Source organism: Streptomyces sp. NP-1717 (assembly GCF_022695985.1).
GTDB lineage: Bacteria > Actinomycetota > Actinomycetes > Streptomycetales > Streptomycetaceae > Streptomyces.
Genome location: NZ_JAAPBF010000191.1, coordinates 1 through 14145, shown reverse-complemented (window position 1 = coordinate 14145; position 14145 = coordinate 1). Strand labels below are relative to the sequence as shown.

The following is a 14145-nucleotide window of genomic DNA, read 5'->3' as shown; positions in this document are numbered from 1 at the left end:
GGTCCAGTTCGGCCTGGAAGCCGTAGACGAACTTCACCTCGCGCCGTACCACCAGCTCGCCCTTGACCGTCTCCATCGAGAACACCGCGCAGGACCGGGCCTGCGGAGCGCGCTCGTCCAGTTCGATCTCCACGCGTGGGCCGTTGCTCGGGTAGAGCGTGACGTTGGCGTGCGTCCGGTCGAAGGCGGGGGTGCGGTCGTAGATGTAGACGAAGACGAGCAGGCGTTTGATCTCTTCCCGGTGGTCGAGGTTGATGAATATCGTCTCGCCGGAGGGGGCGCCGAAGCGGTCGTCGCCGCTGAGTTTGATGTAGGGCGCCTCGTTCAGGCTGCCGAAGAAGCCGCCCAGTGGCTGCACCACACCCTTGGTGCCGTCGGCCAGTTCGTACATGCACCCGATGTCGAGGTCGACGTTGACCACGCCCTGGGTGTGGGCCTGCACCACGTCGGGCTTGAAGAGTTTCAAGGGGTGGCGCAGCAGTCGGCCGCCCTGCCTCGACCGGCCCTCGATGTCCGAAGTGCGCATCCGCCAGGACAGGTTGACCCGTAGGTTCCCGGTGGCGGCGCCCTGCTTGGTGAGTGAGACCGCCGGATTGCGCTTGGTCAGTTCGATCGAGTTCGTCGAGGCGCTGCCCGAGTCGAATTGCGCCGCGTTGCCTCGCCACAGATTGTCCCAGAAGGCCATCCCCGCCCCCACCCCCATCATTTCCCACTCGTCGGACGTCCCACGGACGTCCCACGAGACGCCGTACAGAACGTGAACAGCGGGGCGACCGGAAGGCTTCCGCCTCAGGTCGCCCCGCTCAGAGCGTTCCCGCTATCACCGCCTGGTCACACCCCGGAGGGGGACTCAGACGTGGACTTTTGTCTTGTCTTCCGAATCCTCGCCACCTTCAGCCGCAACTCGCTTGTTGCGGACCACCGATGACCAGAAGGACGCACCGATCAGCAGGACGCCGACGAGGCCGGTGATGATCTCGCTGATCTCGTGCTCGATGGTGATGAGCAGGATCGCGGCGAGCGCGCCGATCGCGTAGTGGGCGCCGTGCTCCAGGTAGACGTAGTCGTCGAGGGTGCCCTGACGGACGAGGTAGACGGTGAGCGACCTGACGTACATCGCGCCGATACCGAGGCCGAGTGCCATCCAGAAGATGTGGTTCGTGATGGCGAAGGCGCCGATGACTCCGTCGAAGGAGAAGGAGGCGTCCAGGACTTCGAGGTAGAGGAAGAGGAAGAACGCGGCCTTGCCGGCGAGGCCGACGGCCGAGACCTGCTTGCCTTCGGCCTTGGCCTTCTCCTCCTCCTCGTGTTCGCGCTCCTCTTCCTCTTCGAGTTTGTTCTCGAAGAAGCTGGAGAGCCCGTTGACGGCGAGGTAGGTGATCAGACCCGCGACACCGGAGAGCAGTACGGTGGCGGACTTGTCCGCGTAGCCGGTGCTGGTGTGCGCGTTGGTGGCGAAAGTCATGGCCGTGACAAGCAGAACGATCAGTGCGACGCAGACCGACAGCATGTCGACCTTGCCGAGCTTGGACAGCGGGCGCTCCAGCCAGCCGAGCCACTTGTGGTCACGCTCGTCGAAGATGAAGTCCAGGAAGATCATCAACAGGAACATGCCACCGAACGCGGCGATCGCCGGGTGCGCGTCCGTAACCAGTGCCTCGTACTGTTCGGGCTTGTCCAGGGCCAGTTGGATGGCCTCGATGGGACCGACCTTGGCGCTGATCGCCACGATGGCGACGGGGAAGACCAGCCGCATTCCGAACACGGCGATCAGGATGCCGATGGTGAGGAAGATCTTCTGCCAGAAGGCATTCATCTTCTTCAAGATCCCGGCATTGACAACGGCGTTGTCGAACGACAGGGAGATCTCAAGGATCGACAGGATCAGTACGATCCCGAACGCCTCCCACCCCCACTGCCAGGCCGCGAAGGCAAGGCCGGCCGCCGTGATGGCGAACGACCAGCCGAAGGTTTTCAGGATCACTGGCTACCCCATCTGGTGTTTAACGGGTTTTCCCCCGCGCGAGTACTGCTTTACGAAACGTTGACCCCGAAGTCTAGAGCGATGCCGCGCAGGCCCGACGCGTACCCCTGTCCCACGGCCCGGAACTTCCACTCGCCCCCGTAGCGGTAGAGCTCGCCGAAGATCATCGCGGTCTCCGTCGACGCGTCCTCGGTGAGGTCGTACCGGGCCAACTCCTGGCCGTCCGCCTGGTTGACGACGCGGATGAAGGCGTTGCTCACCTGACCGAAGGTCTGGCCGCGGGCGTCGGCGTCATGGATCGACACCGGGAAGATGATCTTGTCAACGTTCGCGGGGACGGAGGGGAGGTTGACCAGCAGGGACTCGTCGTCGCCGTCGCCCTCACCGGTCAGGTTGTCACCGGTGTGCTCGACGGAGCCGTCGGGACTGGTGAGGTTGTTGTAAAAGATGAACCAGTCGTCGCCGAGTACCCGCCCTGACTGGCAGAGCAAGGCGCTGGCGTCGAGGTCGAAAGGCGCTCCGGTGGTGGAGCGCGCGTCCCAGCCGAGACCGATCAACACCTGGGTGAGGTTCGGTGCGGCCTTGGAGAGGGAGACATTGCCCCCCTTGGCGAGTGTGACGCCCATGATGGTGAAGTCCTCCCCGAGGTGACGTGGTGCCGGGCACGGCGCGCCTGACGCCGTACTCGTGGTGCGCGTACGTGATGTGCGAAATGCCTGTACCTGGTGCGGTGGCGCGTCCGGCGCCGCACTCGGAGGTGCGGCGCCGGACGGTCGGCCAGCGGCTCAGACGTTGACGCCGAAGTCCTGCGCGATGCCACGCAGGCCAGAGGCATACCCCTGTCCGATGGCGCGGAACTTCCACTCGGCGCCATTTCGGTAAAGCTCTCCGAAGACCATCGCGGTCTCGGTCGACGCGTCCTCGGTCAGGTCGTACCGCGCCAGTTCGTTGTTGTCCGCCTGGTTGACGACGCGGATGAACGCGTTGCGCACCTGGCCGAAGGACTGCTGGCGGGTCTCGGCCTCGTAGATCGAGACCGGGAACACGATCTTGTCGACGTCCGCGGGGACCGCGGCGAGGTTGACCTTGATCGCCTCGTCGTCGCCCTCGCCCTCACCGGTGGTGTTGTCGCCGGTGTGCTCGACGGAACCGTCGGGGCTCTTGAGGTTGTTGAAGAAGACGAAGTTTCCGTCGCCCGTGACCTTGCCCTCGGCGTTCGTCAGCAGGGCGCTGGCGTCGAGGTCGAAGTCGTTTCCGGTGGTCGTGCGGACGTCCCAGCCCAGACCCACGGTGACCGCGGTCAGGTTGGGCGCGGCCTTGGTCAGCGAGACGTTGCCGCCCTTGCTGAGGCTGACTCCCACGAGTCCTCCCTTGATGAGTTTCACAGGGGCGGGCGGCCTCGGCCCCGGCCGCTTCGGCAGCCGTCGCCGCGTCGCACGCGCCCCCTGGTGCAATTGGCATCGGATCAACGAGTGGATCCTAGTGACCGGTTCCCGCCCCTTGTGCGGTTTACGTGGTACAACCCTGTTCCCACAAGGCTTTTCGCACGAGACCGTGACCGTGAGTGGCGAGTTGTCGTCACAGAGCGGCGAGAGCCTTGACGTACTCGTCGAGATCGCGTGCGTCCGGCAGCCCGTTGACGACCGACCAGCGCACCACGCCCCGCTTGTCGATGATGAAGGTGCCGCGCAGCGCGCAGCCCTTCTCCTCGTCGAAGATCCCGTACGCCCGTGAGGTCTCTCCGTGCGGCCAGAAGTCCGACAGCAGCGGGTACTCCAGGTCTTCCTGCTCGGCGAAGACCCGCAGGGTGTGGATGGAGTCGGTGGAGACGGCCAGCAGCTGGGTGTCGTCGTTGACGAAGGCGGGCAGTTCGTCGCGCAGCGCGTGGAGCTCGCCGGTGCACACGCCGGTGAAGGCGAACGGGTAGAAGACCAGCACCACGTTCCTGCCTTCGCCGCCCCCGTCCCCCTCCGCGCCCTCGTCGCCGTGTCCGCCGGCCGCCGGGTCCGGGCCGGTGCGCAGGTCGGAGAGCCGTACGGTCCGCCCGTGGTTGTCCTTCAGGGCGAAGTCGGGCGCCTGGCTGCCGACGGGAATCCCCTTCGGTGCCGGTGTCTTCGGTGCCGTCCCTGTCATCGTCACGCCCCCTTGCCCCCTCGCTCCGTGCGTCTTCGTGCCCGGCCGTATCTCGCGGCCGCGCCGGATCACCCTGGCCCCGCCACCCTACGCAAGGGCCCCCGGCGGCGGATGCCGGCGGGGGCCGTCAGTGCGTGGGAGGCTTGCGGGGCAGTTCTGCCGGGCCGCCGCTTCGGCTTTCGCGCTCGGATGCGGCGCCCGTTCTCAGCGCTTCGACTTCGCCGCCTTGGGCGTGACCAGCCGGCTGCCCGTCCAGTCCTTGCCGGCGTTGATGCTCTTGGTCTGCGCCAGGCCGGCGGTCTGGGCGGCCTCGTTGATGTCGCTGGGCTCGACGTAGTTGGCACGGCCGGTCTTGGGCGTCAGCAGCCAGACAGCCCCGCCTTCGTCGATCAGACCGATGGCGTCCACCAGCGCGTCCGTCAGGTCGCCGTCGTCGTCGCGGAACCACAGCACGACGGCGTCGGCCACGTCCTCGTAGTCCTCGTCGACGAGCTCCTGGCCGATGACGGCCTCGATGGACTCACGGAGCTCCTGCTCGACGTCGTCGTCGTAGCCGATCTCCTGGACCACCTGTCCGGGTTCGAACCCAAGCCTCGCGGCAACGTTGGTTCGTTCCTCCGCGTGGTCCGCGGTCGCGCTCACGGATTGCCTCCTGATCATGTTTTGGAAAATGCTTCAGCCACGCGCGTACGCGGGGCGCTGGCCGTAGTCCACACGGGCCGGGCGGATCGCGCAAGTACCCGACGGCCGAGACCGCCGAAACGGGTACGTTCCGGGCTGCTTCATCGCATCTCCTGACACCCCGATAACACTGGACGTGATGCCTGCCAGGAGTTTCCTCCCTCTTTGTCATCCTACGCGGCTTCGATACGTCAATCGGGTCCGAACGGCCGAACGAAACGCATAGTCGCCTTGGGCGTAAGATTGCGGTTTGGCCGGACCCGGAACACGTCGGACGACCATGCGGGGGACGGGATCCCCCGGAATTCGTCGCAGTGTGAGGGTTACCCCTCGGTAGAGGTGACGTTTCCGTCGCCGCGGTACACGATGGATACGCCGTACGGCCCGCTCCCCGTGCCTGTTCCCTGGCGGCAGAAGAGGCAAGCTCCACCAACAGCAGATGTACTCGCAGGACCCACAGGCGTGCCCAGCGTGATGACGTGACCGGTCGGACGGCCGGCCCGGAACGCGGGGCGCGACACGACCCGAACAGCGAAGGAAAAGTGTGGCTTCCGGATCCGATCGCAACCCGATCATCATTGGCGGCCTTCCCAGCCAGGTCCCGGACTTTGATCCCGAGGAGACCCAGGAGTGGCTCGACTCGCTCGATGCCGCCGTCGACGAACGGGGGCGTGAGCGCGCCCGCTATCTGATGCTCCGCCTGATCGAGCGCGCGCGCGAGAAGCGCGTGGCCGTGCCCGAGATGCGCAGCACCGATTACGTCAACACCATCGCCACCAAGGACGAGCCGTTCTTCCCGGGCAACGAGGAGATCGAGCGCAAGGTCCTCAACGCGACCCGCTGGAACGCCGCGGTGATGGTCTCCCGCGCGCAGCGCCCCGGGATCGGCGTCGGCGGTCATATCGCCACCTTCGCGTCCTCCGCCTCCCTGTACGACGTGGGCTTCAACCACTTCTTCCGGGGCAAGGACGGCGGTGACGGCGGCGACCAGATCTTCTTCCAGGGGCACGCGTCCCCGGGTATCTACGCCCGCGCCTTCCTGCTCGACCGGCTGAGCGAGGGGCAGCTCGACGCCTTCCGCCAGGAGAAGTCGAAGGCGCCGGACGGGCTGTCCAGCTATCCGCATCCGCGGCTGATGCCGGACTTCTGGGAGTTCCCGACGGTGTCGATGGGGCTCGGTCCGCTGGGCGCGATCTACCAGGCGCGGATGAACCGTTACATGGAGGCGCGCGGGATCGCGGACACGTCGCGGTCGCATGTGTGGGCGTATCTGGGCGACGGTGAGATGGACGAGCCGGAGTCGCTGGGTCAGCTGTCGATCGCGGCCCGTGAGGGCCTGGACAATCTGACGTTCGTCGTCAACTGCAACCTTCAGCGGCTCGACGGTCCGGTGCGCGGCAACGGCAAGATCATCCAGGAGCTGGAGTCGCAGTTCCGCGGTGCGGGCTGGAATGTCATCAAGCTGGTCTGGGACCGGTCCTGGGACCCGCTGCTGGCGCAGGACCGGGACGGTGTGCTGGTCAACCGGCTGAACACGACGCCGGACGGTCAGTTCCAGACGTACGCCACGGAGACCGGCGCGTACATCCGTGAGCACTTCTTCGGTGACGACCAGCGGCTGCGCGCGATGGTCGAGGGCATGACGGACGAGCAGATCCTGCATCTGGGCCGTGGTGGTCACGACCACAAGAAGGTGTACGCGGCGTACGCGGCGGCGAAGGCGCACAAGGGCCAGCCGACGGTGATCCTCGCGCAGACGGTGAAGGGCTGGACGCTGGGTCCGAACTTCGAGGGCCGTAACGCGACGCATCAGATGAAGAAGCTGACCGTCGCCGACCTGAAGGGCTTCCGCGACCGGCTGCACCTGCCGATCACGGACCGGGAACTGGAGGACGGGCAGCCGCCGTACTACCACCCGGGCAGGGACTCGGAAGAGATCCAGTACATGCACGACCGCCGCAAGGGTCTGGACGGTTACGTGCCGACCCGTGTGGTGCGGTCGAAGCCGCTGGCGCTGCCGGGCGACAAGACGTACGCGGCGGCGAAGAAGGGGTCGGGCCAGCAGTCGATCGCCACGACGATGGCGTTCGTGCGCGTGCTGAAGGACCTCATGCGGGACAAGGAGATCGGCAAGCGTTTCGTGCTGATCGCGCCCGACGAGTACCGCACGTTCGGCATGGACGCGTTCTTCCCGAGCGCGAAGATCTACAACCCGCTGGGGCAGCAGTACGAGTCGGTCGACCGTGAGTTGCTGCTGGCGTACAAGGAGTCGCCGACCGGGCAGATGCTGCACGACGGCATCTCGGAGGCGGGCTGTACGGCGTCGCTGATCGCGGCGGGTTCTGCGTACGCGACGCACGGCGAGCCGTTGATCCCGGTGTACGTCTTCTACTCGATGTTCGGTTTCCAGCGCACCGGCGACCAGTTCTGGCAGATGGCCGACCAGTTGGCGCGCGGGTTCGTTCTGGGTGCGACCGCCGGTCGTACGACTCTGACCGGTGAGGGTCTTCAGCACGCGGACGGGCACTCGCAGTTGCTCGCCTCGACGAACCCGGGCTGTGTCAGCTACGACCCGGCGTTCGGCTACGAGATCGCGCACATCATGGAGGACGGGCTGCGCCGGATGTACGGGCAGCCGCACCCGGGCGAGGACCCGGACGTCTTCTACTACCTGACGGTCTACAACGAGCCGATCCAGCACCCCGCCGAGCCGGCGGACGTGGACGTGGAGGGCATCCTCAAGGGCGTCTACCGCTTCAAGCGGGGCGAGGGCGGCTCGATCCCGGCGCAGATCATGGCGTCCGGTGTGGCCGTGCCGTGGGCCGTCGAGGCGCAGCGGATCCTCGCCGAGCAGTGGGACGTGCGCGCGGACGTCTGGTCGGCGACGTCGTGGAACGAGCTGCGCCGTGAGGCCGTCGAGGTGGAGCGGTACAACCTGCTGCACCCGGAGGAGGAGCAGCGTGTTCCGTATGTGACGAGCAAACTGTCCGGTGCCGAGGGCCCGTTCGTCGCGGTGTCGGACTGGATGCGTGCCGTGCCGGACCAGATCTCGCGCTGGGTGCCGGGGACGTACCAGTCGCTGGGTGCGGACGGTTTCGGTTTCGCGGACACGCGGGGCGCGGCCCGCCGGTTCTTCCACATCGACGCGGAGTCGATCGCTCTGGCGGTGCTCACGGAGCTCGCCAGGGAGGGCAAGGTGGACCGCTCGGTACTGAAGCAGGCCGTGGACCGCTACCAGTTGCTGGACGTGGCCGCGGCGGAGCCGGGCGCGGCGGGCGGCGACGCGTAGGGCGTCGGAGAGTCGGTGGCCGGTTCCGTGGTTACGGGGCCGGCCACCGCCCGTTGAAAGGCGATGGGGTAGCGGTGGGCCGGCTGCCGGGGGCCGCCCTGCCCTGTCGAACGAGGGAGGGCGACGGTACGACAGCCGGCCGCACGCCGGTCTGATCACGCCGTCCGGTCCCGCGGTTCCCGCCGGTCCCGCCGTTCCTGTGGAACGCGCCGGTCCCGTGGGTCCCGTGGTGGGCGTCCTGGTGGCCGGTCAGGCCAGCCACATGAGCGCCAGTACGGTGTCGACGATTCCGAGCGTGAAGGCGATCACCGCGGGTACGTACGCGGTGCTCCACCGTCGGCCCATGCCGAGCCAGCCGAGCACGATGGCCAGCGGGCCGAGCACGATCGACGCCACGAAGAGGCCGACGACGGCGAAGACCAGACCTGCCATCCCGACGGTCACGCGGTCCGTCCCGTTCCGCGACCTCATCCGGCCGCGTGAACGGGGGTGCTTGCGTGTCCGGGTGTTTCCGAAGCCCGTCATCATCACTCCCTGTGTCGGTGGATGTGGGCTGTCTGAAACACCGGGTACCCCCGCTCAGCGCTCCCAGACCTTGAAGGCCCGTACGCGGTGGGGCGACTGGGGGATCCAGGTGCCGTCGCCGGGGTACGTCTCGAACTCGCCGGTCTCCTCGCACTCGTCGGACTGGTAGGTGGTGACGGGCCGTCCGAGCCGGTTGACCAGGGACTGGGCGTCGGTGCCGGACGGCAGGGGGACGCAGTTCTGGATCTCGGTGCGGAACAGCTCATGGGTCTGGCGGGCGCCCCGGAAGTCCGGTTTTCCCCACAGGCAGAGTTCGCCGGGGCCGCAGGCGCCGCGCGTCGCGGTGGCGGCGCCCGCGGTCGGGGCCGCGGTCGGCAGCAGGACGGTGGCGGCGGCCAGGGTTGCCGCGGTGAGCATGGTGGCAGGCGTGGTCGTACGCATGATGGTGAACCCCCGTGTCGTGCCGATCAGTTGTCGGCACTGTGACCCGGCGGCCCGCTCCACGGGAAGAGGATCTTGCCGGACTCCACCCGAACAGGGGACGGCCCCGCCGGGATGTCCGGGCGGGGCCGCCGTGCTGAATCACGTCCTGTTGACGCGGGTCCGGTGGGACGGACCGTCCGCGGATGTCAGATGTGGACGCCGCCGCCGGCCGCGTCCGCGTTGTCGCCGCGCTTGGCGCGGGTGGCGACGAACGCCGCGATCACCGCGACCGCGCCGGCGACCAGGAACGCCAGGCTCATCCCGGACACGAAGGTGTCCTGCATGACTCCGGTGATTTTGGCGAAGACGTCGGGTGTGACGCCGGGTGCATCGGCCAGGGCGGGCGGGGCGACGCCGATCTCGGCGGCCTGTTCCAGGGCGGGGTCCAGTGGCAGCGGGATGCCGGCGTCCTGCCAGTTGCCTTCGAGGTCGGCGCCGACCTTGGCGGACATGACGGCGCCGAGCACCGCCGTGCCGAGCGCGCCGCCGACCTGCATCGCGGCCTGCTGGAGACCGCCGGCGACGCCGGACAGCTCCAGGGGCGCGTTGCCGACGATGACCTCGGTGGCGCCGACCATGACCGGGGCCAGGCCCATGCCGAGGAGCGCGAACCAGATGGACATCACGACGGTGCCGGAGCCGGGCGACAGGGTGGACATGCCGAACATGGCGGCGGCGGTGGCGGCCATGCCGCCGACCAGCGGGACCCGTGGCCCGAACTTGGTGATGAGCAGGCCCGCGACCGGCGAGGCGACGATCATCATGAGGGTCAGGGGCAGCAGGTGCAGACCGCTGTCGACCGGGCTCATGCCGTGCACGCCCTGGAGGTAGAACGTCACGAAGAAGAGGCCGCCCATGAAGGCGAAGGCCATCAGCACCATCAGGATCGTGCCGGCGCTGAGCGGGACGGACCGGAACATGCTCAGCGGTACGAGGGGTTCCCTGACCTTCGTCTCCCAGACGGCGAACAGGACGAAGCACAGGACCGCGGCGCCCAGGAACGCCCAGGTGCCGGCCGAGGTCCAGCCCCAGGACTCGCCCGCCTTGATGATCGCCCAGATCAGGGAGAACATCGCGGCCGAGAGCAGCAGGATCCCGACTACGTCGAAGGACTTGGGCGCGTTCGCCGCGCGGTGGTCCTTGAGGATCACCAGCCCCAGGACGAGGGCGACGACACCGACGGGCACGTTGATGAAGAACACCGACTGCCAGCTGACGTGTTCGACGAGCAGACCGCCGACGATGGGGCCGCCCGCGGTGGAGGCGCCGATGACCATGCCCCAGATGCCGATGGCCATGTTCAGCTTCTCGGCGGGGAAGGTGGCGCGCAGCAGTCCGAGGGCGGCGGGCATCAGCAGGGCGCCGAAGACGCCCTGGAGCACACGGAAGGCGACGACGAACGCCACGCTGTCGGAGAAGCCGATGACGGCGGAGGCCACGGCGAAGCCCGCGATGCCGATGAGGAAGGTCTGGCGGTGGCCGAAGCGGTCACCGAGCTTGCCCGCGGTGATGAGCGCCACGGCGAGCGCGAGGAGATAACCGTTGGTTATCCACTGCACCTGGGCGAACGTGGCGCCCAGGTCTTCCTTGATGACCGGGTTGGCGATCGCGACGATCGTGCCGTCGAGCGCGACCATCATCACGCCGATGGCGACGGAGAAGAGCGTCAGCCAGGGGTGGCCGCGCAGGCCCCTGGGGGCTCCCGGAGGCGCTTCCAGCGGGTCCTTCGACGCCGATTCGACGGTGGTCTGACTAGTCATGTCGCGAGGCTAATGACAGCGTCTGACAGTTGACAAACCATTTCACTAGTCTGTAACTGTCACGTCGCTCACATCTCATGTGGGGCGGACGCGGGTGTACGAAGTGAACCGGGAATGGACGGGACGGAGGGGCCTCGGGCGATGGAAGGGCAGCGGGCGGCACGGCCCCCGGCGGGGCTCCGGGAGCTGAAGAAGCGGCGTACGCGCGACGCCCTGCTCCGGGTGGCTCTCGATCTGTTCACCACGCGGGGGTACGAGGAGACCACCGTCGACGAGATCGCCGAGGCCGTCGACGTCTCGCAGCGCACTTTCTTCCGCTACTTCGCCAGCAAGGAGGAGGCGGCGTTCACGATCCAGGATCTGGTGGAGACCCGTTTCCTCGCGGAGCTGCGTCAACGTCCCTCCGCGGAGGCCCCTTTCGAGGCCATGCACCGCGCGGTGCTGGGTGCGTGGGGCAGCATCAACGAGGCGATCGAGGAGCTGGTCCCGGTCGAACTGCATCTGCGCACCTACCGGATGATCGAATCGACTCCTTCGCTGCTGGCCGCGCATCTGCGGCGCGCCACCGAGCTGGAGGAGCAGGTCGCGCGGGTGATCGCCGAGCGCGAGGGGCTCGACGTGGACCGCGATCCGCGTCCGCGCGTGGCCGTCGCCGCGTTCTCCGGGGTGATGCGGGTGACGGGGCGGCTGTGGGGGCAGGGCCGGGAGACCGGTCTGGACGGGCTGCGTGAGCTGACGGAGACGTATCTGGACCAGCTCGCGCCCTGCCTCGCGGGTGACTGGAGCGCTCCGCGGGAGCCGTCGAACGGCGCCCGGCGGGCGGGCTGACACCTCACCACGGGTGACGGCCCTGCGGACGGCCGACGTTCGGCACCTCCGCCCGCCAAGGGGATTCGTACCTTTCGTTCCGTTATGTACGACACAAGGGATGCTCCAATGCGTGCGCGCTACCCCGACGGAGCGTGAACAAACGGCAGTTCACCCCTTTCCGGGCGGTGATCTGCCTCACGGTCGCCATGAGTGCCGCCGAACGTCTCCTAGGGTGTGGCGCAGTGACTTCCCCAGACTCCTCCCCCTCCCCGACCGCGTGGCGCACTCTGCTGGCACTCGCCGTGGTCTTCGTGATGCTGGCGACCACCGGGTGGACCGCGCTCCAGCAGCACGGCGAGCGCGGCACCGCGCGGGAAAGAGCCCTCTCGGCCTGGGAGAAGGGCCGGGTCGGCGGCGTCGACCTGCCGGACCCCGCCTCCTCGCACCGGCGGATCGCCGCGTTCTTCGCCTCGCTGACGGCCGCGCAGCGCGTCGGTCTCGCCGACCGGTACCCCCTGGTGGTGGGCAACCTCAACGGCGCGCCCCTGACTCTTCGCTACCGCGCCAACCGGCTCGCCGTGCTCCAGGCGCGTGACGGCGAGCGCGAGCGGATGCGGGACGACAGGCTGTCCCTCGACGGGCGGCAGCTCGCGAACCGGCGGATGCACCGCTTCGCGTCGATGGCCGGCGGCGACCGCCACATCCTCGCCTTCGATCCCACCGGCGGCGGCCGCGCTGCCGAGGTCTTCGGCGATCTCGGCAGCGCCGAGCGCGTGTCGGTTGTCGTCCCCGGCGTGGACACCAACCTGCTGACGTTCGAGCGGACGGACCGGCGCTTCACCGCGCCGGTCGGCATGGCCAGGTCGCTGTACGACGCGGAGCGGGCGGCCGCGCCCCGTACCAGGACCGCCGTCATCGCGTGGGCCGACTACACGGCGCCCGCCGGTCTCGGCGTGGAGGCGGCGATCGGGAGACTGGCCTCCGACGGCGCCGTACGGCTCAACGCGCTCACCTCGGCGCTGCCCGGCGACTCCCGGGTCTCACTGATCTGCCACAGCTACGGCTCCGTGGTGTGCGGCATCGCCGCGCGCCGGCTGCCCGCCCGGGTCACGGACGTGGCGGTCGCGGGCAGCCCCGGCATGCGGGTCGGGTCGGCGGGGCAGCTGCGCACCCACGCCCGGGTGTGGGCGATGCGCGACCAGGACGACTGGATCCAGGACGTGCCCTATCTGAAGGTCGTGGGGCTCGGCCACGGCGCCGATCCGATGACCCCGGACTTCGGGGCGCGGATCCTGTCCGCACGGGGAGCGGTCGGTCACAGCGGCTATTTCGAGCCGGACACCGAGAGCCTGCGGAACTTCGCGGACATCGGGGTCGGTTCGTACCGGAACACCAGTTGTGCGGACGACGGTGACGCGTGCCGGAGGGGAATCTCCGGCGCGGAAGTGATCTGACGCGCGTAGAACTCGGGCGCCGGGGTCGGCTCCGAGGGGCGACGTGCGGTCTCCCGCCGCATACGATGAGGCACATGGGTGATGTGCTGGCCGGAATTCATGCCACCTGGGAGTTCGACAGCGACTCCGTGCTCATCCGCTTCGAACGGGGGATACGCACGCCAAAGCTCTTCCAGGCACTGCGCGAACGGCGCGTACCGCACGAGGCGTTGGCGTCGGTGACGCTCACCCCGGGCAGACGCGGGACGGTGGTACTGCACGCCGTGCCCCGGCCGGGCGCCGATCCCCTGATGGAGGCGGCGGCGGGTCAGCTCAAGGACACCTGCGATCCGTACCGGCTGGTGCTGCCCGCCGAGCGCGAGACGCTCGCGGAGTACTACGCGGACGAGCTGCGCGCCGCCCTCACCACGACCGGTCCGCCCGGCGAACCTGAGCCGGCGGACCGCTACCTGGTGGCTCCTCCCCCGGCGCCGCTGCACTTCAAGGCGTACGACGGCAAGGCGTCCTTCGACGGGTCCAAGGTGTCGTTCCGCTGGTTCTGGACGGGCGCGTCGTCGGCGAAGTGGAAGGCGGGCGACCAGCGGTTCGGCGTCCCCGAGCTGTGCGGGGTCGAATGGCGCTCCCCCGAGGTCTTCGACGGCTACCTGCGGCTGCTGCGCCGCGGCGACCAGGAGCAGCCCGCACAGGCCGACCACGACCCGGCGGCGGTGGTCTTCGGCCTCGGCTACGGGCCGGTCCACGAGTCGCTGCCGTTCGCGGCGGCGGTGCTGGCCGCCGTACGGACGTCGGGGCCCGCCCCCGCCCTGGACGCCGGGCCGGTCCCGGTGCCCGTGATGGCGTCGGCGCGGCGCGACCCGGCCGACATCGCGGAACGGATCCGGCACCTGGGGGAGCTGCACGAGGCGGGCCTCGTCACGGACGACGAGTTCAGCGCGAAGAAGGCGGAGCTGCTCGCCGAGCTGTGACGCGCGTAGCGGGCCGACCCCCTACTGGGGTACGAGGCCGGGTGTGGCTCCTGGGTATGAC

At 68.5% G+C, this 14145-nt stretch carries 13 protein-coding genes; 4 read left to right on the top strand and 9 right to left on the bottom strand.

Annotated elements, in window-relative coordinates; translation table 11 throughout:
• The 6 genes from GXP76_RS27780 to GXP76_RS27755 all read right to left on the bottom strand — a co-directional run.
• On the bottom strand, nt 1–685 hold a 685-nt coding region (locus tag GXP76_RS27780; protein ID WP_242574361.1), incomplete at its 3' end, for a Tellurium resistance.
• Between the two features lie 165 nt (nt 686–850).
• On the bottom strand, nt 851–1984 hold the full coding sequence (locus GXP76_RS27775) for a DUF475 domain-containing protein (RefSeq protein WP_242574360.1): 1134 nt from the start codon (nt 1982–1984) through the stop codon (nt 851–853).
• Between the two features lie 50 nt (nt 1985–2034).
• Nucleotides 2035–2610 carry a TerD family protein gene (locus GXP76_RS27770; RefSeq protein ID WP_242574359.1) on the bottom strand — a complete coding sequence of 192 codons (576 nt, stop codon included), beginning with the start codon at nt 2608–2610 and terminating at the stop codon, nt 2035–2037.
• A 159-nt stretch (nt 2611–2769) separates the two neighbouring features.
• Complete coding sequence (locus GXP76_RS27765; RefSeq protein ID WP_147872904.1) at nt 2770–3345, bottom strand: TerD family protein; 576 nt, start codon at nt 3343–3345, stop codon at nt 2770–2772.
• Nucleotides 3346–3562: 217 nt separating this feature from the next.
• The gene (locus GXP76_RS27760) at nt 3563–4117 is read right to left on the bottom strand and encodes a peroxiredoxin (RefSeq protein ID WP_242574358.1); all 555 of its coding nucleotides are present in this window, start codon (nt 4115–4117) and stop codon (nt 3563–3565) included.
• A 204-nt stretch (nt 4118–4321) separates the two neighbouring features.
• Complete coding sequence (locus GXP76_RS27755; protein ID WP_242574357.1) at nt 4322–4759, bottom strand: DUF3052 domain-containing protein; 438 nt, start codon at nt 4757–4759, stop codon at nt 4322–4324.
• A gap of 583 nt (nt 4760–5342) precedes the next feature.
• Here GXP76_RS27755 and aceE point away from each other — a divergent pair.
• On the top strand, nt 5343–8087 hold the full coding sequence (aceE, locus tag GXP76_RS27750; RefSeq protein WP_242574356.1) for a pyruvate dehydrogenase (acetyl-transferring), homodimeric type: 2745 nt from the start codon (nt 5343–5345) through the stop codon (nt 8085–8087).
• 249 nt (nt 8088–8336) lie between these two features.
• On the opposite strand, the gene GXP76_RS27745 is transcribed toward aceE, so the two are convergent.
• The 3 genes from GXP76_RS27745 to GXP76_RS27735 form a co-directional block, all read right to left on the bottom strand.
• Complete coding sequence (locus GXP76_RS27745; protein ID WP_308354215.1) at nt 8337–8531, bottom strand: hypothetical protein; 195 nt, start codon at nt 8529–8531, stop codon at nt 8337–8339.
• Nucleotides 8532–8666: 135 nt separating this feature from the next.
• A complete protein-coding gene (locus tag GXP76_RS27740) occupies nt 8667–9053 on the bottom strand; it encodes a peptidase inhibitor family I36 protein (protein ID WP_242574354.1) in 387 nt (128 codons plus the stop codon).
• A 188-nt stretch (nt 9054–9241) separates the two neighbouring features.
• Nucleotides 9242–10735, bottom strand: a complete 1494-nt coding sequence (locus GXP76_RS27735) for an MFS transporter (RefSeq protein WP_374362818.1) — start codon at nt 10733–10735, stop codon at nt 9242–9244.
• 261 nt (nt 10736–10996) lie between these two features.
• Here GXP76_RS27735 and GXP76_RS27730 point away from each other — a divergent pair, with 261 nt between their 5' ends.
• The 3 genes from GXP76_RS27730 to GXP76_RS27720 all read left to right on the top strand — a co-directional run bounded on the left by GXP76_RS27730 (nt 10997) and on the right by GXP76_RS27720 (nt 14084).
• Nucleotides 10997–11683: a TetR family transcriptional regulator gene (locus GXP76_RS27730; RefSeq protein ID WP_242574352.1), complete on the top strand. Its 687-nt coding sequence runs from the start codon at nt 10997–10999 to the stop codon at nt 11681–11683.
• Nucleotides 11684–11907: 224 nt separating this feature from the next.
• Nucleotides 11908–13119, top strand: coding sequence for an alpha/beta hydrolase (locus GXP76_RS27725; protein WP_242574351.1), 1212 nt, complete (start codon nt 11908–11910; stop codon nt 13117–13119).
• A 74-nt stretch (nt 13120–13193) separates the two neighbouring features.
• The gene (locus GXP76_RS27720) at nt 13194–14084 is read left to right on the top strand and encodes a DUF4429 domain-containing protein (protein ID WP_242574350.1); all 891 of its coding nucleotides are present in this window, start codon (nt 13194–13196) and stop codon (nt 14082–14084) included.
• Nucleotides 14085–14145: the final 61 nt, after the last annotated feature.

Bases quoted from the DNA above. Each gene is read 5' to 3' on its own strand.
- GXP76_RS27770 (WP_242574359.1), bottom strand. From the start codon at position 2,610: ATGGGCGTCACACTCGCCAAGGGGGGCAATGTCTCCCTCTCCAAGGCC.
- GXP76_RS27760 (WP_242574358.1), bottom strand. From the start codon at position 4,117: ATGACAGGGACGGCACCGAAGACACCGGCACCGAAGGGGATTCCCGTC.
- GXP76_RS27740 (WP_242574354.1), bottom strand. From the start codon at position 9,053: ATGCGTACGACCACGCCTGCCACCATGCTCACCGCGGCAACCCTGGCC.
- GXP76_RS27735 (WP_374362818.1), bottom strand. From the start codon at position 10,735: ATGATGGTCGCGCTCGACGGCACGATCGTCGCGATCGCCAACCCGGTC.
- GXP76_RS27730 (WP_242574352.1), top strand. From the start codon at position 10,997: ATGGAAGGGCAGCGGGCGGCACGGCCCCCGGCGGGGCTCCGGGAGCTG.
- GXP76_RS27720 (WP_242574350.1), top strand. From the start codon at position 13,194: ATGGGTGATGTGCTGGCCGGAATTCATGCCACCTGGGAGTTCGACAGC.